This window comes from Mucilaginibacter tolerans (assembly GCF_030519375.1).
Taxonomy (GTDB): domain Bacteria; phylum Bacteroidota; class Bacteroidia; order Sphingobacteriales; family Sphingobacteriaceae; genus Mucilaginibacter.
In genome coordinates, this window is record NZ_JAUMKB010000004.1 from 191,340 (window position 1) to 210,500 (window position 19,161).

At 41.8% G+C, this 19,161-nt stretch carries 20 protein-coding genes; 7 read left to right on the forward strand and 13 right to left on the reverse strand.

The features are described 5' to 3' along the window. The first annotated feature begins 62 nt into the window (after positions 1-62). The 3 genes from Q3A68_RS07510 to bshB1 are packed head-to-tail and all read left to right on the forward strand — an operon-like array spanning position 63 to position 1,909. Positions 63-677: a DUF4294 domain-containing protein gene (locus Q3A68_RS07510; RefSeq protein ID WP_302900444.1), complete on the forward strand. Its 615-nt coding sequence runs from the start codon at positions 63-65 to the stop codon at positions 675-677. Continuing rightward, the gene (locus tag Q3A68_RS07515; protein ID WP_302900445.1) at positions 677-1,171 is read left to right on the forward strand and encodes a glutathione peroxidase; all 495 of its coding nucleotides are present in this window, start codon (positions 677-679) and stop codon (positions 1,169-1,171) included. The genes Q3A68_RS07510 and Q3A68_RS07515 overlap by 1 nt, the downstream gene beginning before the upstream one ends. An 18-nt stretch (positions 1,172-1,189) precedes the next feature. Next, positions 1,190-1,909, forward strand: coding sequence for a bacillithiol biosynthesis deacetylase BshB1 (gene bshB1 / locus Q3A68_RS07520; RefSeq protein WP_302900446.1), 720 nt, complete (start codon positions 1,190-1,192; stop codon positions 1,907-1,909). Between the two features lie 46 nt (positions 1,910-1,955). Here bshB1 and Q3A68_RS07525 read toward each other — a convergent pair whose 3' ends face one another. From Q3A68_RS07525 to Q3A68_RS07540, 4 genes are all read right to left on the reverse strand, one after another. Then, a complete protein-coding gene (locus Q3A68_RS07525) occupies positions 1,956-2,399 on the reverse strand; it encodes a hypothetical protein (protein WP_302900447.1) in 444 nt (147 codons plus the stop codon). A 211-nt stretch (positions 2,400-2,610) separates the two neighbouring features. Continuing rightward, positions 2,611-3,942: an L-lysine 6-transaminase gene (gene lat / locus Q3A68_RS07530; protein WP_302900448.1), complete on the reverse strand. Its 1,332-nt coding sequence runs from the start codon at positions 3,940-3,942 to the stop codon at positions 2,611-2,613. Between the two features lie 188 nt (positions 3,943-4,130). Beyond that, a complete protein-coding gene (locus Q3A68_RS07535) occupies positions 4,131-5,024 on the reverse strand; it encodes a 1-aminocyclopropane-1-carboxylate deaminase/D-cysteine desulfhydrase (RefSeq protein ID WP_302900449.1) in 894 nt (297 codons plus the stop codon). 9 nt (positions 5,025-5,033) lie between these two features. Then, positions 5,034-6,104: a DUF6588 family protein gene (locus tag Q3A68_RS07540; RefSeq protein WP_302900450.1), complete on the reverse strand. Its 1,071-nt coding sequence runs from the start codon at positions 6,102-6,104 to the stop codon at positions 5,034-5,036. Positions 6,105-6,164: 60 nt separating this feature from the next. Between Q3A68_RS07540 and Q3A68_RS07545 the strand changes: the two genes are divergently transcribed. Together Q3A68_RS07545 and Q3A68_RS07550 are read left to right on the forward strand one after the other, a co-directional pair. After that, positions 6,165-7,202: an RluA family pseudouridine synthase gene (locus Q3A68_RS07545; protein WP_302900451.1), complete on the forward strand. Its 1,038-nt coding sequence runs from the start codon at positions 6,165-6,167 to the stop codon at positions 7,200-7,202. A 95-nt stretch (positions 7,203-7,297) separates the two neighbouring features. After that, positions 7,298-8,140 carry an aminotransferase class IV gene (locus Q3A68_RS07550; RefSeq protein ID WP_302900452.1) on the forward strand — a complete coding sequence of 281 codons (843 nt, stop codon included), beginning with the start codon at positions 7,298-7,300 and terminating at the stop codon, positions 8,138-8,140. Here Q3A68_RS07550 and Q3A68_RS07555 read toward each other — a convergent pair. The 3 genes from Q3A68_RS07555 to Q3A68_RS07565 all read right to left on the reverse strand — a co-directional run bounded on the left by Q3A68_RS07555 (position 8,137) and on the right by Q3A68_RS07565 (position 11,144). Further along, entirely contained in the window at positions 8,137-8,934 is a 798-nt protein-coding gene (locus tag Q3A68_RS07555; protein WP_302900453.1) for a DUF3050 domain-containing protein, read from the reverse strand. The two genes, Q3A68_RS07550 and Q3A68_RS07555, sit on opposite strands and share 4 nt — an antisense overlap. Before the next feature lie 70 nt (positions 8,935-9,004). Continuing rightward, on the reverse strand, positions 9,005-9,922 hold the full coding sequence (gene fmt / locus Q3A68_RS07560; RefSeq protein WP_302900454.1) for a methionyl-tRNA formyltransferase: 918 nt from the start codon (positions 9,920-9,922) through the stop codon (positions 9,005-9,007). A 43-nt stretch (positions 9,923-9,965) separates the two neighbouring features. Then, complete coding sequence (locus tag Q3A68_RS07565; RefSeq protein WP_302900455.1) at positions 9,966-11,144, reverse strand: exo-beta-N-acetylmuramidase NamZ family protein; 1,179 nt, start codon at positions 11,142-11,144, stop codon at positions 9,966-9,968. Between the two features lie 100 nt (positions 11,145-11,244). Between Q3A68_RS07565 and Q3A68_RS07570 the strand changes: the two genes are divergently transcribed. Continuing rightward, a complete protein-coding gene (locus Q3A68_RS07570; RefSeq protein WP_489671730.1) occupies positions 11,245-12,465 on the forward strand; it encodes an ABC transporter permease in 1,221 nt (406 codons plus the stop codon). Between the two features lie 92 nt (positions 12,466-12,557). Here the strand turns inward: Q3A68_RS07570 and Q3A68_RS07575 are convergent, their stop codons facing one another. The 4 genes from Q3A68_RS07575 to mazG all read right to left on the reverse strand — a co-directional run bounded on the left by Q3A68_RS07575 (position 12,558) and on the right by mazG (position 16,005). Beyond that, positions 12,558-13,994, reverse strand: coding sequence for a hypothetical protein (locus Q3A68_RS07575; RefSeq protein WP_302900457.1), 1,437 nt, complete (start codon positions 13,992-13,994; stop codon positions 12,558-12,560). Then, the gene (locus Q3A68_RS07580; RefSeq protein ID WP_302900458.1) at positions 13,987-14,541 is read right to left on the reverse strand and encodes an RNA polymerase sigma factor; all 555 of its coding nucleotides are present in this window, start codon (positions 14,539-14,541) and stop codon (positions 13,987-13,989) included. The genes Q3A68_RS07575 and Q3A68_RS07580 overlap by 8 nt, the downstream gene beginning before the upstream one ends. A gap of 159 nt (positions 14,542-14,700) precedes the next feature. Continuing rightward, on the reverse strand, positions 14,701-15,141 hold the full coding sequence (locus Q3A68_RS07585; protein ID WP_302900459.1) for a hypothetical protein: 441 nt from the start codon (positions 15,139-15,141) through the stop codon (positions 14,701-14,703). 60 nt (positions 15,142-15,201) lie between these two features. Next, entirely contained in the window at positions 15,202-16,005 is an 804-nt protein-coding gene (gene mazG, locus Q3A68_RS07590; RefSeq protein ID WP_302900460.1) for a nucleoside triphosphate pyrophosphohydrolase, read from the reverse strand. A gap of 236 nt (positions 16,006-16,241) precedes the next feature. Between mazG and Q3A68_RS07595 the strand changes: the two genes are divergently transcribed. Then, positions 16,242-17,069: a hypothetical protein gene (locus tag Q3A68_RS07595; RefSeq protein WP_302900461.1), complete on the forward strand. Its 828-nt coding sequence runs from the start codon at positions 16,242-16,244 to the stop codon at positions 17,067-17,069. On the opposite strand, the gene mnmC2 is transcribed toward Q3A68_RS07595, so the two are convergent. Both mnmC2 and Q3A68_RS07605 read right to left on the reverse strand, forming a co-directional pair. Beyond that, positions 17,066-17,740 carry a tRNA (5-methylaminomethyl-2-thiouridine)(34)-methyltransferase MnmC2 gene (mnmC2, locus tag Q3A68_RS07600; RefSeq protein WP_302900462.1) on the reverse strand — a complete coding sequence of 225 codons (675 nt, stop codon included), beginning with the start codon at positions 17,738-17,740 and terminating at the stop codon, positions 17,066-17,068. The two genes, Q3A68_RS07595 and mnmC2, sit on opposite strands and share 4 nt — an antisense overlap. Beyond that, on the reverse strand, positions 17,737-19,092 hold the full coding sequence (locus tag Q3A68_RS07605) for an MBL fold metallo-hydrolase (RefSeq protein ID WP_302900463.1): 1,356 nt from the start codon (positions 19,090-19,092) through the stop codon (positions 17,737-17,739). Before Q3A68_RS07605 ends, mnmC2 begins: the two co-directional genes overlap by 4 nt. Positions 19,093-19,161 lie beyond the last annotated feature (69 nt).

The window sequence follows — 19,161 nt, forward strand, 5'->3', positions numbered from 1 at the left end:
TTAATTGCCGGTTGAGATTTAAATACCAAAAAAATTACTTTAATTTTGTAATACGTAAAATTATGAAATTTCTTGGTTTTCTTCTGGTATTTTGCTGTAGTGCGGCTTTTGTAAAAGCCCAGGAGCAATTGCCTCGTCCTTTACCTACGGGCAAAAATGATACCATCAAAACATATCTTACCAATATTGACGGCGAACTGGTGCCAATGATCGTTACGCAGGAAGTGAAGATAGTTGATGTGCGTATATTTAAAAGCCAGGCCGACAGGGATGCTTATAACCGTTTAAGGTATAATGTTTACAAAGTGATGCCTTATGCGAAACTGGCCGCTGAAAGGTACCAGAAACTACAGCGGAGCCTGGCTACAACTGCCGACAAGAAAGTACAAAAACGCATGGTTGATACCTGCGAAACAGAAATAAAATCACTGTTTAAGAAGGAAATTGAAAACCTGACAATTAGTCAGGGTGAGATACTGATTAAATTGATTGACAGGCAAACCGGTACCACCAGTTATACGATGGTAAAGGAATTGAAGGGCGGATTGAAGGCATTTATGTTTCAGTCTGTTGCTAGGTTCTTTGGCCACAACCTGAAGGAAACCTACGACCCCAATGAGGAAAGAGATATCGAAGCAATTCTACAACAGGCAGGATACTATTCCTATCAGAATTAATGGATAATAACAGCATCTACCAGTTTAATGTGCAACAATTAAACGGTGAAGAGATAAGCTTATCTGATTACAAGGATAAGGTATTATTGGTTGTCAATACCGCATCCGAATGCGGGTTTACCCCTCAGCTTAAAGATTTAGCAGTATTAAAGGAGCAATTTAAAGATCAGGACTTTGAAATTCTCGCATTCCCATCTAATGATTTTGGAGGACAGGAGCCTTTAGAAGGACTGGAAATAGAAGAGTTTTGCAAGAAAATGGGAACTAATTACCCTGTTTTTGAAAAGATCAGGGTTCGTGGTCCTTATGCTCATCCGCTCTACAAGTTTTTTGCTGATAAAAAGTTGAATGGTCAACTAAAATCAACTCCCAGGTGGAATTTTCATAAATTCCTGGTAAGCAAAGCCGGACAGGTTACCGATTTTTTTTACCCTTTTACGAAACCAACCTCTTCCAAAATACGGAAGAAAATCGCACGTTTGCTGTCGGCTTAAATTTAAATTGCCTTTTATATGAAATTAGATATACTGGTATTGCCGGTGCACCCCGACGACGCTGAACTGGGTTGCTCAGGGACTATTGCCAAAGAAATTGCCCTTGGAAAAAAAGTGGGAATAGTTGACTTAACCCGCGGTGAGTTGGGCACAAGAGGCTCAGCCGAAATACGTGATAAAGAAGCAGAGGCTTCGGCCAAAATACTGGGACTTGCTGTGCGCGATAACCTTGAGTTGCCCGATGGCTTTTTCGAAAATAACAAGCCGCATCAGCTAAAAGTAATCGAAGCTATCCGGAGGTTCAGACCAGAAATAGTAATCACCAATGCATATCATGACCGGCATCCTGATCATGGACGCGCCAGTGATTTAGTAGAAGATTCTGCATTTTTATCCGGTTTGCGTAAGATTGAAACTTATTATCATGGTGAAAAGCAGCAGGAATGGCGTCCAAAATTAGTGTTGCACTTTATACAGGATAATTACATTAAACCTGATATTCTGGTGAATGTAACGGAATACTGGGATAAGAAGATTGAAAGCATTCATGCATTTGGCTCACAATTCTATAATCCAGAGTGGGAAAATGAACCACAAACTTACATTTCATCCCCTGAATTTATTCAGGTTATAGAGGCACGTGCACGGGAGTACGGGAAAAGTATAGGAGTTAAATTTGCAGAAGGCTTTATATCACGAAAGATATTAGGTGTAAACGATCTGTTTGACCTGAAATAATATTGGCAGAGACGCCCCGATTAATCCGGGGCGTCCCGGCATTCTTTTAGACCTTAACATACTCGAAGCGGTTATTATCATTGCTTCTTTCACGCTTCAATTTATTTTCTTTAGCAAGCTTTAATAGTATTCCTGAAAGTTCAGATGTCTTGAAATCGGAATCATAGCTTTCTTTGCAATATTCGGCTATTTCGGAAATGGAGTGGCTGGAATTGAAGAAATCAGTTAACAATAGCTGATTCAAAACCTTTGTAGCTCCCGGTTTTTTACGCCCGTTAGTCGAAAGGGTCTCATCATCATCCGTTTGCCTTGCTCTGCGCGCTCTTCTGTTGAACGCATCAACTCCGTCGGTTTCTCCTTTTTCCGATTCAACCATCGCATCCAGCAGTCGGTCAATCACCTTCACCTGCACTGCCTCAGAACGGAATGAGTTAACAACTTCGGAGATTTCTAAAAGTTGCTTTTTTAATTTTTCAATATGCTTGCTCATGGTATAAGTATACTATCCTTCTGGAATATTTAAAATTCAAAACTAATTACCCATAATAACGGAAATATTACCGTTTGGATTTAAAAAATAGTATATATTAATATTCGGGTTAGTAATAAACGTAAAAGTGCATATATAGTATCTATATTAGGAAAAAAGGGCTTGTTTTTTATCAAAACAAGCCCTTTGTAGCAAAATTATTACAAGCTTATTATAATACGCCTAATACTTCCTGCAATACGGAAAGCCCTTCATCGATGTGAGCTTTATCCATGATGAGTGCAGGCCGGAAGCGAATGGTCTGATTGCCGCAACCCAGGAACATCACATTTCTTTTCATCCCTTCCTTAATAAAAGTGTCACGTTTAGCTTTGTCCGGGAAGTCGAAAGCGGTAAGCAGCCCACGACCCCTTACGTTACTGATCAACGAATTTCGTTCTGCTATTTTGATTAGTTCGTTTTGAAGGTATTCACCCACTGTGGCCGCGTTTTGGCAAAGATTATCTTCTTCAATGATCTCCATAATTTTGGATGACCGCACCATATCTACCAAACTACCACCCCAGGTAGAGTTGATTCGCGATGGAATACGGAAAACGTTATTTTCTACTTCGTCAACTTTTTTGCCGACAAGAATACCGCATACCTGCATTTTTTTACCGAATGCAATTATATCCGGGCGGGCTTTTTCGCCAAAATGCTCATGGCACCAGAATTTGCCTGAAAGGCCAACACCTGTTTGCACTTCATCGTAGACCAGCATTGCGTCGTTTTCGTCGGCAATGATCCTCAATTGTTCCAAAAACTCCTGGCGAACGTGATTATCACCACCTTCGGATTGTATTGGCTCAATAATTATAGCACAAATATCATCCTTGTTTACCTCGAATGCTTTTTTTATCTGTTTGATAGATAGTGCCTCTCTTTTTAATAGAACTTCATGATTTGCATCCGAATAAGGAAAATGCATTGTTGGGTGCGATACCCGCGGCCAGTCGAACTTGGCATACCACTTGGTTTTTACAGGCAGGGTATTAGTTAAACTCAAAGTATAGCCGCTGCGCCCGTGGAAGGCATGTTCAAAGTGTAATACTTTAAAGCCCTTTTCTTTGGTGTAGCCTTTTGAAAAGTTCTTCTGTACTTTCCAATCCATGGCCACTTTAAGGGCATTCTCAATGGCTAAAGAGCCGCCAGAGATAAAAAAAGCATGTGGCAAATAGTCCGGAATCCCCACCCGGTCGAAAGTTTCTACAAACTGGGCGTATTGCGTCGTGTAAATGTCTGAGTTGGATGGATTGGTCAGCGCGGCCAGCATCAGGTTCTTTTTGAACTCCTCGTCGTTTACCATTTTTTCGTGATTATAACCTAATGGTACCGAAGCAAAGCAGGTAAAAAAGTCAAGATAAGTACGTTTATACTTGGCATCGTAAATATAAACACCCTTACTTTTTTCCATGTCAAAAGTAAGGTCAAAGCCATCTGCGAGGATATGCTTTTTCAATGAATCCTGCACGTTTTCGGGAGCAACTAATAGGTTATACATATGCAATCGGTTTGTTTTCAAATTTACGAAAATGTGCTCAAAAGCAATAGTTTAGGCGGTTTTTGAACCGATATGCCAAAAAGTAACTTTAAATTGTTTAAACCTATATTTTGGACTGATTGCTAAAGTAGTTCTTAGGGTTTTGGAAAAATTCCCCCCTCAGGAATCGAAAATTTCTGCGTGAAAAGTCAGATTTTGAACTTGTCTTTCATACCTAATAGGCCCCATATGCCGCCTGTATGAATAGCCAATATCCGGCTGCCGGGTAAGAAGTAATTTTGAGCAGCAAGATCATACAAAGCATATAACATTTTGCCAGTATAAATAGGTTCGATCAGTATCCCCGTAGAGGCAACGAATTGTTTAACAAAACAAATCAAGTCGTCATTTACTTTTCCGTAGCCACCAAAGTGGTAATCAGTGTGGAGATGATAAGTTGATGGTTTTTCCAGAAAAGGATCAATACCTTTTCTTAAAAATTCACCATTTTTCAATACAGGCACCCCGTGAAATTGAGTAAGAAGCTGATGATCAGTGATACCATTGATAATGCCTGCTGCCGTTGTTCCGGTGCCGCAGGCGCATATGATATGATCGAATGTTTCGCTTAGTTCAGCCATCAGTTCGCTGCAACCTTTTGCGCCTAATGCGGATGAGCCGCCTTCATCAATAAAAAAAACTTCGTTATCGTTTGCAAAATGTTTATTAAACAACGATTCCTTATCGCGATAGCTTTCACGATCAGTAAATTTCAAATTCATGCCATGCAGGCGACATAAGAACAGCGTATCATTGTTCACTTCTTCACCGCGCACAAAGCCGGTCGACTTGAAGCCAAACTTTGCAGCCGCTGCAGCCGTAGCTAATAAGTGATTGGAATAGGCCCCGCCAAAAGTAACCAGGTGCGTTTTGTTTTGCGATTGAGCTTCGTTTAAGAGATATTTCAGCTTACGCCATTTATTCCCCGAGATGATCGGGTGGATGAGGTCATCGCGCTTAATGAAAACTTTTAAGCCCTGCTCATCAAACAGTTTATCATGAATTTGATGGACAGGGCTATAGATCTCAAAATCGATACTCATTAAGCAAAGTTAGAAACCAAATCCAAAACCTCCGCTAAAGGATTGGTATTTTGCTGCGCTGTACGAAGCATAAAAACGGAAGAAAGCCAGTTCTAACTGAAAACCAATATCGGCGCGAACGCCACTGACCGTGGTTTCTTTAATATTAATAGGATTCGCGAACGTAGTATAAGTAGGCCCCCCAAGAAGCGTTGCTCCCGTTGTTACGGGGTAATTACCAATGGTTGCCACGTTAGCATTGGCAGTGCTGTAGCCGACTGCCAGGAAAGGTGTAAAGAATATCAGTTTTTTTGAAACGATTGCCTGGGCTATGAAGCTATTAAAATGTCCCTCAAAATGTTGATTGCTGAAGTCGGTTGATTGCTGTGCATTGGCCGGTTGGGCACCTTGATCTGGTTTTACATCCAACGGTACGCTCATATTAAGCCTGCTGTATCCAAGTGCAACTGCCAGATCAAAAGGGATCACCATATCCGCTTTTTTACCGACAAAATCCTGAATGATATTATGTTTTAGTCCAACTCCGATCATTGAAACACTACCTACATCGCTCCCAAAGTCGATCCGAGGAATGCCCCTTACTGTAATATCAGTATTTTTTATCAAGCCTATTGTTACTTGTATCTGTGGTGACGGGATAATGGATAGCTTTCCTGTAGGCATTTGAAACTCGCTTACCTTTTGATGATTATCATCATACACATTCAGCGTAGGTGGTGTGCCATTTTTATCACCCGCAAATGTTGGTGCGATGGTTTGTGTCGGATCCTGCGGCCCTAAATGATTAGATAAGCCGATTTTTGTTACGTCAAAAGTTTTATCAGATGATGGAACCAGCGCACCTGTTCCGCTTACGCGGATATCAAAATGAAGCAGTTTTTTTGTTTTAGCAGTGTTAGTCCAGTTACTATTCATGCCGGTACCAAATCCTTTAAAAAGAGGGTCGGCGTACGCATTTAATAGCTTTGTAGCATCATCAGGTCCGGCTTTGATCAGGCCGGAAAATGCACTTTGGGCCGATGCTTTGTAAGCGGTAAATAAAATAGCAATTACAACTAACAGGGGCTTAAGTCTTTTCATAATTTTTGTTTGTAGCGTGTATAAATAATTAATAGTATAAAAACGAGTATTTTTGCTGCAATGATAACTGAAAACGAGCTACCGGAGCAGGAAGAACAGGATTTATACGAACATTTACGAATTTTGGTTGATAAAGGCCAGTCTTTACTGCGTATCGATAAATTTTTGATGCACCGTATCGAGAATGCTTCGCGCAACCGTATTCAGAACGCAATTGAGCAGGGAAACGTACTGGTTAATGACAAAACCGTAAAAGCCAGTTACAAAGTAAAGCCGCTCGATATCATTTCGGTAGTGTTGCCTCATCCGCCTCGTGATACGGAGGTTTACCCCGAAGAACTACCGCTAAATATCATTTATGAAGACGATGATGTGCTGGTGGTAAATAAGGAGGCAGGTATGGTAGTGCATCCGGGTTATAATAACTATACCGGTACATTGGTTAATGGCTTGGTCTTCCATTTTCAGCAATTGCCTACTTTACCGGGAAATGATGGTAGGCCTGGTTTGGTTCACCGGATTGATAAGGATACTTCGGGCCTGTTGCTTATCAGTAAGAATGAGCGCTCCATGACCTACCTGGCGCGCCAGTTTTTTGAGCATACCATCACCCGGAAATATATTGCTTTGGTTTGGGGAGATATAGAGCATGACGGGACTGTCACGGGATATATTGGCCGCAGTGTCAGCGACAGGCGTGTAATGGCCATTTATGACGACCCTGAGAAAGGGAAATGGTCGGTTACACACTACAGAGTTTTGGAGCGGTTGAATTATGTAACATTAGTCGAGTGTCAATTGGAAACTGGCCGGACGCATCAGATCAGGGCACACATGAAACATATTGGGCACCCATTATTCAGCGACGCAACTTATGGAGGTGATAAGATCATCAAAGGCACAGTTTTTAGCAAATACAAGCAATTTGTTGAGAATTGTTTTGAGCTAATGCCACGCCAGGCACTTCATGCGCAAACATTAGGTTTTACGCATCCAAGCACAAAAAAATACATGCATTTCGAAGCCCCTTTACCTCAGGACTTTGAATCTGTGTTGCAAAAATGGCGTAAATATTCTGCGATAGATGTGAGAACTTAGATTTGAGATATGAGAACAAAAAGCCATAAATAGTCTTAAATTAATGCGATGTGCAAATTCTCAAATCTCATGTCTCAAATCTAAAATCTAATAAAATGATGCCTTTATTTATCAACTTTAATGGCGAATTGCTCCCTGGCGATAGTCGTTTGCTTACGACGGCCAACCGTGCCTTTAGGTATGGCGATGGTTTGTTTGAAAGCATGAGGTTGATGAAGGGACATTTGAAATTTGCCGATCAGCATGCCGACCGTCTTCAACGCGGGATGAAGGCCCTGAAAATTGACGGCTACTCGCAAATGGATAGCTGGTTTTTGAAGGAAAAAGTGGAGCAACTGGCCACCCGTAATAAAATAAAGCACGGTAGATTGCGGCTAACGGTCTTTCGTGACGCCGAGGGTCTTTATGCGCCAACTCAAAACAAAATGGCTTATTGCCTGGAGTTGCAGCCGATGGACGAGCCCCGTTATTTTTTGAATGATAAGGGCCTGATTATGGACATTTTTACCGAAGTAACCAAGCCCACCAACTTCCTGTCGAACATCAAAACCTGCAATTCACTGATCTATGTGCTGGCGGGGATATTCAAAACACAGAATCGGCTGGATGATGCTTTTCTGCTCAATCAAAACGGATCATTATGTGAGGCGAGCAGCTCGAATATATTTGTGTGGTATAAAAGTCATTTATACACCCCGGCATTAAGTGAAGGTTGTGTAGAAGGTGTAATGCGGCAGATCGTGATCAAACTGGCCAAACAAAGCAATATTCCATTCACCGAGGCGCAGATCAACCCGGACATTTTATATGAAGCCGATGAGGTTTTTCTGACCAATGCTACCAAAGGCATCCAATGGGTGATGGGTTTTGGTGTGAAACGCTATTTCAATCAGCTAAGCAAAGGGTTGATAGGGGAGCTCAATAAGTTAGAGCATTAGATGCTTGCCGCCACCTGTATTTCATTCAATATCCCATACCACAAAGCAATACGTTCCTTCAGCGATTCTTTTACAGCATCTGTAGCGTGCATCCATTTGGCATCATCATCGTCACACAGTTCAGCTGTCATTTGGTAGGCCAATTGCGAATGATGTTCGCCATCTACCTCGATGTGACGTTCGAGGTAATAGAGTAGGGTATTAACCTTACCTGGAAATTGTTGGCTAATCTCTTTCACCATCCTGATAAACATGCCGGGTATCAGATCCTCGCGCCCAAAAGTAAATACTGCAGCACATAAATAATCTTTCCTCGTATCGATGACATCGAACGTATGCTGAACAAATTTGCGTGCCACCTGGGGTATATCAGCTATGATCAATGCCTCATCGATATTTTTACCGCCATTCAGCTCAGCAAAAAGATTGTTGATGCCATTATCATTACAGCCGGCTTGCTGCATTGCTTGTTTGTATATCTCAAAGTGACTGATACGGTTGCCTTCGGCATCTACATCACTTTCTTCGCCCAGAACAATCTCATTGATCAGGTAACGGGTATTGGCGTTTCCAACAGGCATCCAGGGAACATCCGTACAGGTAAGCTTTTGTTGTAGTGATTTTAGCAGTGACATGAAATCCCATACGGCGAAAACGTGGTGTTCCATGAAAATGCGCAAGTCGTCAATAGTGCGGATGTTCTTGTAAAGATCATGGCCGGTAAGCTGCTGGCGCAGCGGTTCAATTTCGGCCCTTAACTGTTCTATTCTTGCGGATTGCCCGTTTGTCATCATCGCGCAAAAATAGATTTTAATAGGTGTGTCGTAAGAAGATTGTTTATTTATGACGTTAAATTGATTTGAGTTACAATCTCACGCCCCTTAAAAATTCCTCAATGCCCATACGCTTTTTACCTTCCAACTGAACATCCGTCAAATGGACAAAACCATCCGTTGCCGAGACTTTTAAAAAGGTGCGGTTGTCTGAGAAAAACTCACCGGGCTGTTCGCCTGTTTCGGCCAGTTCATATTCAGCACCGAATACTTTTAATATTTTATCATTTAACATGGTGTAGGCTGTGGGGTATGGACTAAGTCCCCTTATGAAATTGTAGACCTTTTCTGCTGGTTGGTTCCAGTTAATATTGCAATCTTCCTTAAATATCTTGGGTGCATGCTTTAGTTCGATGCCTTCAGCCAAATGTTCCTGCGGATTTTCTGTATAACGGCCACTTTCTACGGCTTTTACAGTTTTAACCAATAATCCCGCGCCTTTATCCATCAGGCGATCGTGCAATTCTCCGGCAGTTTCATGGCCTGTTAAGGTGATCTTTTCGGTAAATAAGATATGCCCGGTATCGATCTCTTGCTTCAGGAAGAAAGTAGTCACCCCACTTTCTTTTTCGCCATTGATGAGTACCCAATTTATTGGCGCAGCGCCACGGTACTGAGGTAATAATGAGGCATGCAGATTAATAGTACCCAGGGGTGGCATACTCCAAACAACCTCAGGCAGCATGCGAAAAGCAACCACTACTTGCAGATCAGCGCGTAAAGCCCTCAGTTCTTCCAGAAACTGTTCATCTTTTAGTTTTACTGGCTGAAGCACCTTTAGGCCATTGGCTAGCGCATATTGTTTTACGGCACTTTCGCTCATCTTTTGTCCGCGGCCTGCAGGTTTATCCGGTGCAGTAACCACTCCAACAATATCGCTTCCGGATTCGATCAGCGCCTCCAATGATGCTACTGCAAATTCGGGTGTGCCCATAAAAACAATTCTCATATGCGGTATAGGTGTTTTAAGTTATGATAAATGCTTTTTTTTGTTAATTATATAATAGATACTTCTTTCGCATCTCTTTATACCTGCTCAGCGCCGGTTCCCAGCTTTTTCGTATCTCCTCTTCACTTTTTCCGGCCTCAATCTGCTTCCTTAGCTCATCTGTTCCGGCCAGTTTGGTAAAATATGCATTGAAAAAATGTTCCTTATCAGGAAACACATCATATAGCTTTTTCAGCCACAATATATCGATTTTTTTGCTGATTCTGAACTGGTTTACGTCGTAACCTCTAAGATCGATACCAAAACAAAGTTTGTCTTTTTGTGGCGGATCCTCACTCATACCCGGAATGCTTATTGGTGTAAAAGCGAATCTGAATTGCTTATTTAAAGATGGATGGCCCAATACCTGGAAGGGTACCAAAGTACCGCGGCCCAAACTCACAGCAGTTCCTTCAAACAAGCAAATGCTCGGATAAAGTAATATAGAGTGTGCTGTATTTAAATTTGGCGAAGGGTTAATCGGCAAAGTATAAGGGGTATTATGACTATATCCCGCTACTTTGATGATTTTTAGCTTGCATTTCACGTGATTTTTAAGCCACCCCTCGCCATTAATCATCTTTGCATATTCGGCAATAGTTAATCCGTGTACTATGGGTAACTGGTCAAGCCCGACGAATGACCGATAAGTAGTATCCAGCACTGGGCCGTCAACATAAAACCCATTGGGATTAGGCCGGTCCAGGATCATCAGTTCAATATGATTTTCGGCGCAAGCTTCCATTACGTAATGTAGGGTAGAGAGGTATGTGTAAAACCGTGCGCCAACATCCTGAATATCAAATACCACCAGGTTTAGTCCTTGCAAATCAGCGGAGGTGGGCTTATAGTGCTTTCCGTACAGGGAGATTGCCGGTATGCCGGTTTGAGGGTCCATGGTATCATCCACAGAAGCACCGTTGCTAGCTGTTCCGCGGAATCCATGTTCAGGTCCGAATATCTTTTTAATGCGAATGCCAAGTTTTAATAGACTATCTACACTGGATACCTGATTTTTACCAATCACCGAGGTTTGGTTGACCACCATGCCGATGTTCTTATTTTTCAGGTAGTTCACATAAAGCTCAGTCTGGTCGGCACCTGTCCGCAGCGCTCCCTGCGCCCGGAGAAACCCGGGTAAGGTTATAGCGGATAAAAATATAATCAGCCGCAGTCGTTTCATAGATAAGCCGTTTGGTAAATTATACTGCATAAATACGGATAAAGTCGGAGCATTTCACCCGAAATCTGCATATTTGCTAAAGTACAAAAATCATTCTGCATTGAGTTTCGCCTCATTTATATCTGCCCGTATTTCGTTCCAGTCGAACCGCACTTTTTCTAAACTGATCGTGCGTATAGCTATAGTCGGTATCATGCTGGGTTTAGGGGTAATGATCTTAACCGTTGCCGTCATCAGAGGGTTTAAAACAGAGATCAAGCAAAAAGTGCGGGGCTTTTCAGGTGATATCCTGGTACAGAAATTCGATAATAATTATTCCGATCAGAACTCACCTATTAATGTCGATAATGCCTTTGTAAAGAAAGTACAGGCAAGTTCCTTATTCACTCATATAATGCCTATTGCCACCAAGCCGGGAATCATTAAAACCCGTACTGAGATAGAAGGGGTAGTGGTAAAAGGGGTAGATAAAAATTATGACTGGACTTTTTTCAAGAAGACTTTGGTCACGGGCAAAATGATCGATTTTAGCGATACGACTTTGGCTCAAAAGCAAATCATGATTTCAAGCTATACCGCAAGCCGGCTGAACCTGAAAGTAGGCGATAAATTCCTGATGTATTTTGTGCAAGAACCATTGAAAAAACGGCCATTTACCATTGTTGGGATATTTGATGTGGGAGTGGAGGATATCGATAAAACCTTTGTTGTAGGCGATCTCTCGTTGCTAGTGAAGCTCAATAACTGGAATCCCGACGAAATAGGAGGATATGAATTGCGTGTGGCCGATTTTGACCATGTTGATGAAGCAAACGATTTTTTGAGTGATAAGATGCCGCTAAAACTGAAATCATATACAGTTAGTGACATTTATCCAACCATTTTTGAGTGGCTGAAACTATTGGATGTAAATGCACAGGTAATGCTTGTGTTGATGCTTATTGTTGCTACCATCAATATGATCTCGGCGCTATTGATTATGATTCTCGAGCGTACTTCAATGATTGGCATATTCAAAGCCATGGGTGCGGGTAACTGGGTTATACAAAAAATATTCCTTTATAATGCTTCTTATTTAATCGGTCTGGGGCTGTTACTGGGAAATATCTTCGGTTTAGGCATAGGCTTGTTCCAATCGGCTACACATTTCTTTAAACTGGACGAGGCATCCTATTACATGAAATTTGTACCGATAGAAGTACATTGGCTTGATATTGTTTTGCTAAATATTGGCACACTGGTGATATGCGTTTTGGTATTGATCGTGCCATCGACACTGGTAACCAAAATATCCCCGGTAAAAGCCATCCGTTTTAAATAAGAACACGATTCTTGGATTTTAGAGATTGGTCAGGATTACAACTACTTCAACCAGGAATCTTATAGATCAATTCAAATCCCGTAATCGTGTTCTTATTTTCGCCTTCCCGGGAAATTAAATTTAAGATTCACTCCGCCTGAACCGAATTTTATCTGTTGAGCACCCATGCCCTGAATAGGATATTTTACGAATGGCTCAATGATCAAGTCGTTACCTGCAATCCTGTAACCTGTTCCAAATGAAAAATTCAGCGTTTTTGCAAAGTAAAAACTATTAAAATTTTGCTGTAACGACTGATCGGTTGTTTGTGACAGGTTCGAAGCAAACGGTGTTACATAATTATAGGTAGAGGTGTAAGTTTCTTTAATAAAAGTGCCGGAGCTTACACCGATTGAAACAAAAGTCGCGCTCTTCGCCGGATTGAACTGGTATTTTAGGTTGATAGGCACTTCCAATCCAACCAGGCTTGCATTGTAATTTTTTAAAGAAGGTGTAGCTGCTGAGAACCCATTTTTGCTATACGCTTCAGCAGCCAGAGTATTTGATGACACCGATGCATTTGATGCAGCAAGTAATTTTGCCTGTTCTGGAGGAAGCTGGTTACCATAACTAAGCGAGTTTTGCCCGATAGCCACTCCGGTAGATAAGTTCAGCTTTCTGCTTAGCCTAATATCCGAACTGATACCGAGCCCTTCGTTTACCCTGTTATTGCTACCCCTTGCATAATTAACATAAGTTGCTGCATATATACCAAACCGCACAGCGCGACCTGAATATTCCTGGGTTTTGGTCTTTTTATCTTTAGGCACTTCATTGTCTGCAAAAAGGGTTTTGTTTGACTGCTTGGATTGATCCAGCATATTCACTCCATTATTATTTGATTTGGTAACGGCTAACGATTGGGTAACGCTATTTATACCGGGATCAATTTTTGCGGCATTGTCGGCTTTTGACATCACAACTGGTTGATTTTCAGAAATATTTGATGGGTTTATAGCTGCAATGCTTTGACCAGTGATATTATTCGCAGGAGCTCCATTATTAGCAGTTGCTGTTTTATTCCCGGTATTGTTAGCCATCCTATCAGATGTGTTTAGATGCTCCCGGGCCTTTTTGCTGGTTGTGTTTGTATGTGCACGGGTAGACAATTTGTTATCTGCAAGCAACTGTGTTTGTACGGTATTCATTACACTGTCAGCGGCCTTATCACTATCGGCGTTCTTATTATTAACTACGTTATTATCTTTTTGAGGTTCAATACTTTTGATTACAGGATGATTAATGGCCGGTTTATTACCTGCCAGTTTGTTCTCTTTTTCAGGGGTTTTATTGATCAGCAGTATTCCTAAAAATAACAATAACACGGCTGCTGCCGAGCTCCACCAGAGCCATGCCACAGCGCGTCGGCGGGCCTTTTCAGGATATTTCTCCCTGAGCAGCAGCCAGCCTTCATCGGCGTGTTCGTCATTATAGTTGTCGAACACCTCCCCGATGCGTTTTTTTAAATCGTTATCCAACGGGTCATCCATGATTTTGTGTTTCCGTTTTAATTAATTTTCTCAATTTTTCTTTTGCCCGGCTTAAATACACTCTTGAAGAACTTGCGGGGATATTCAGCATATCAGCAATTTCATCGTGATTATAGCCGTCTATTTCATATAGGTTGAATATGGTGACTTGTATAGAAGGCAGTTCCTTCATCATACTTAAAATATCCTGCACACCTAAATTATCAATGGCATTGACATAGCTGATGATCGGTCCGGCATCCTCCAACTCTACATTTAACTGGAATTTAAGGTCCTTACGCCGCCTGTCGATTGCAGTATTTACCACAATAGTCCGCAGCCATGCTTTAAAAGGTTTAGTGGTATCATAGTTGCCCATTGAGTTGAACGCTTTTATAAAAGCGTCATTTACAACTTCTAATGCATCATCCCTTTTAAGGCTATATCGTAGTCCAATCCCCATGGCATAGCCATAGAATTGCTTATAAAGCAGTTCCTGGTATTTTAAGCTGCCTGCTTTGCATTGCCTTATCAATTCATCTTCGGCAATACGTTGGGGTGGATGCATTAAAAAATATTATTCGATCTATACTAACTAATTTGATATTCGTAATGGTTACGAAGCAGGCACCAATATCGCTACAATTACTGTAAAAATATTTTGCGTTTTGCGCTTAAAAAAGAAAGCCGGCTATGTTGCCGGCTTTACTAATGCTGTCCAGTATTGTTAATTTGTCACTTTTTTTAGGGTATACCCTAAAAGTAAAGTATCGGCGCTACTTGCATATATTGTCAAATTAGTGCCGTCATAGTTATAATTATAATATCCCAGCAGGTGCGCTACTTTGGAGGTGTCTGATGAAGAATATGTTTGATCCGTGAATCCTATATAGGGCCAATTCATTGTAAATGTCCCATAGCTATTAGCGTGTATTGAAGTTGTAGCACCTGTGATAGTGTACGTGTTATCGGTAGTGGAAAATTTTACGGTAAGATTTGTCTTTACAGTATCCCATGCTCCAACACTGGTATGCCGGTGAAAGCGTTTATATTGTCCACTGAATGTTCCTGATGGTGTTGGCGCTGGCTGGTTATTCGAAGAAGTTTTTAAACACCCCGTAGTTACAATCACCAATAAAAAAGATAAATAAAGTAGTTTATGTCTCATATTAACGGTTTTTTATGGTTACGTAAGTTAATATACAAACGCTACAACGCATTGCTTATTTTATAATTTTTTTGCTTCATCCCAAAATATATCCATCTCTGCCAGGCTCATATCATGTAAATTTTTGCCATTTTCCTTTGCTTTATTTTCCAGGTATTGAAAGCGTTTTATGAATTTCCGGTTCGTTTTTTCGAGGGCATCTTCAGGGTTGATATTAATAAAACGGGCGTAGTTGATGAGTGAGAAAAGCAGGTCTCCGAATTCGCTTTCTGCTTTTTCGTGGTCAATTTTGCTTTCATCTTCAGCATTAAATTCATTTTTGAATTCCTGCATCTCTTCTTCAACTTTAGCCCAAACCTGCCCCTTTTCTTCCCAGTCGAAACCAACGCCACGGGCCTTCTCCTGTATACGGGATGCTTTTACCAATGCAGGTAAAGATGCAGGTACGCCTGACAAAACCGATTTATTCCCTTCTTTTAGTTTTATCTGTTCCCAATTGCGCTTTACATCTTCTTCATTGTTTACATCAACATCTCCATAAATATGGGGGTGCCTGTTGATTAGTTTATCGCAGATGCCATTCAGTACGTCCGTGATGGTAAAATCATTCGTTTCCGATGCAATCCGGGCATAAAATACCAGGTGGAGCATCATATCGCCCAGTTCTTTTTTTATCTCCGGCATATCTCCATCCAGAATAGAATCAGAAAGCTCATATACCTCCTCAATGGTAAGATGACGTAAACTTTCAAGCGTTTGTTTTTTGTCCCAGGGACAATTCAAACGCAGATCATTCATAATAGTTAACAGGCGTTCAAACGCGCCAGATGGAGTATTGGAAGCTATGGGGGCGGTTAGTGGCATATTGTTGATGTGCAAATGTGCAGATATGCAAATGTAAACTAATGTGCGGATGTGCAGAAAAGTAAATGTGCAAATCAGTAGATGTGCAAATGGTAGATCTTGAGTCCCATTTCATCCAGACGAATCGGCAATTGCATATCTGCACATTTTAGTGCCAAAGATTTATCAGCTATTAATACTGAATTAATTTTAAGTGTGTTTATTAGTCGTACTTTTAACAATACTCTGTCATGCATATGAAAAAGAACTTTTACATTTTAATTGTTTTGAGTTTTATTTTGCCCTTGGGTATTCAGGCTCAAATAATTAACCCGCAGCGGGGAATTCCTGCTGTAGAACAGCCACAGCCATTTCTTTTCACTATCAATACGCTTAATCCCGCAGCCCGCGGATGGAGTCTGAATTATAATGGCGGCTATGGGCAGCGTACGGTAACGCCTTTAGGTTACGATGGGGTAGATCAGAACATTGGCGTTAAAGGTTACCTCGGCGCAAAGTTGACTTTTCTGGCATCTGTTGGCATTGGCTTTGGTAATAACGGCGAGGTGAAAAGCTTGCAGCAGATTGAAGCCCTGCGCGATATTATTGGCGGTAATACCTCATCCGGTTTCCGCTTAGGTGCTGGCCTAGGTTTCAGAAGGGAATTTAATAATGGTAAAGTTGCGTTGAGTCGGGTAACGGCAACTTATGAGAATATCAACTGGCGGTTTGGTACCAACGTCCGTTTTGAAAAAGCATTTGATAAAGATCGTGACGGTATTGATGTGATCAGTAGCATTGGTATTCACCGGCAGATAAGCGGTGCATTTTTCGCTGGTATGGAAGCCATAGCACAGGATCTGGAGGGCTTTTGGGAAACTGATGAAGCCGAAGGAGGTGCACGGTTATTGGTTGGCCCATCATTGAATTTTGCACCGGCATCATCACGCTTCTCATTTACATTGTGCGGCGGTCCGATCATTTATGCTACCCACAGTGTGCCTGCTTATAATCAGTTTGCTGTCCGCGAATTGCCAACCTCGAACGGCTTCACTATGAAATTTAATGTTGGGTTTAGATTTTAAAGCTTGACCGCACGTAGCATTTCGCGTTTACCCGGAGCGCCGGGGGCCTTTTCTACTTTAAATCCACGCGACTTGAGCATGCGCTTTAAATTACCAGTTATGGCGTAAGTGACAAAAACTCCACCCGGTTTCAGGAATTGAACGGTATGCGTAATAGCTTCCTCGTTCCACATTTCAGGCTGATGGATGGACGCAAAAGCGTCAAAATAGATTACATCGAATACCCCCTCACTGCTAAAATCAAGTAGTTGGCAGTGGGCAATTTGCAGCTGGCAGGAGTTGATTTGAACCGCATTTTTCAGAGTTTCAGGATAATAATTCAGGAAACTATTCCATGTTGCAGGGGATATGTACTCATCGTACCCTGTCTGACTGATCATTTCTTCCGCTAGCGGATAAGCTTCAATTCCCGTGTAATCAAGTTTTATTTGATTTTCGGCACAGTAATCTGCACTCAACAAAAAGTTAAGACCAGTGCCAAAGCCAACTTCCAAAATGCTTGCAGAACTAGCCGCATTATTATCGACATAGTATTTCAATCCCGAGTTTAAAAAAACATGTTTACTTTCCTGCAATGCCCCATGCCGCGAATGGTAGTTTTCGCCAACGGCGCTATTATAAATAGTTTTTGAGCCATCGGCGGTGGTTACAATTTTTAGTTCCGGGCTCATGAATCCGACTTCTGATTTCCGACCTCCGTAATCGCTTCACCCAGGTCATATACCGGTACCGAAGTTATTTTGGCCGCAATAATACTGGTAGCAGCGGCTGACCGGTACCCTGCGGCGCAGTGTACAATGATGGGCCTATGAACCGGGATCTCATTTCCCCATTCACGCAGTTCTGGTAGGGGGATTGCAATAGCATGAGGGAATATTTTACCATTATTAATTTCACCCCAATTCCTCACATCTACTATCGTATATTTTTCGGGGTGAAAATTTTCCGGAGTAAAATCCTGTAATTCGGGTAAAGTTTCAAGCGCGTTATCCGGGTTCAATAAGGCGGCTTTTATATTTTTTTCATAACCGATTTTGGCTGCTTTTTTAATCAGCGTATCTATAGCAGCTTCGCTCTCCGCTATCAGGTAAAAAGCTTCCTCCGGCCCAACAATTGAGCCCAGCCAGGTTTCGAACCTTTCGCCATCCTGTATATTGAAAGCGCCTTTAACGTGACCTTTTCTAAATTGTTCCTTTGGTCTTGTATCGACCACCAAAATGCCTTTCTGCAAGGGTGAATTTCTATTTATCCTTGGCACCGCATCAACACTTTCAGCAAATGGCTCTGCGCCTTTCTTATTGGTATCCACATCGTGACCAAAATATTTTGGAATGAAGGGCTGATCGGCGGTTAATTTATTTACAAAGGTGAGTTCATCCATCAACTGCAAAGCATAGTTCTCGCGAATCTCGCGACCAATGGTGCTTTGTAAGTCAGGGCTCAGGTTCTTACCACATAAGGAGCCGGGACCGTGGGCCGGGTATACAGTAAGACTATGCGGTAACGTCATCAGCTTTTCGCGGGTGGAATGATACATCTGCCGGGCCAACTTTTCTTTTGCTGCGGTGATATTGCCCACATTCTCGCGAAGGTCAGGTCGGCCAACATCGCCCACAAACAAAGTGTCGCCTGTGAAGATGGCTTTATCATTCCCATCTTCATCCTGCACCAAAATGCAGATAGAATCGGGTGAGTGGCCAGGAGTATTCAGCGCTTTCAATTTAATATCAGCCAGTTGGATCGTGTCGCCGTCATCAAAACCTTCATGCGGGTATTCTGCGCCAAGCAATTTGCTGGCGTAAATGGTTGCGCCGCTAGTTTGATGTATCTCCAGATGAGAGCTAACAAAATCGGCATGCGGATGGGTTTCGATAACGCCAATAATGTCGGCATTATTCAATTCAGCAAAATCATAATAAGGCTGCGGGTCGCGGGCAGGATCAATAACGATCATTTTGCCTAACCTGATCACAGCGTAAGATGCATGGGCTAATCCCTTATCGTAAAACTGGTGGATGATCATAAATAAGTGAACAAAGATAGATTATTTGGTTGATTGAGTTGATTAGGTTGAATAAGTTGATTGGTTAAT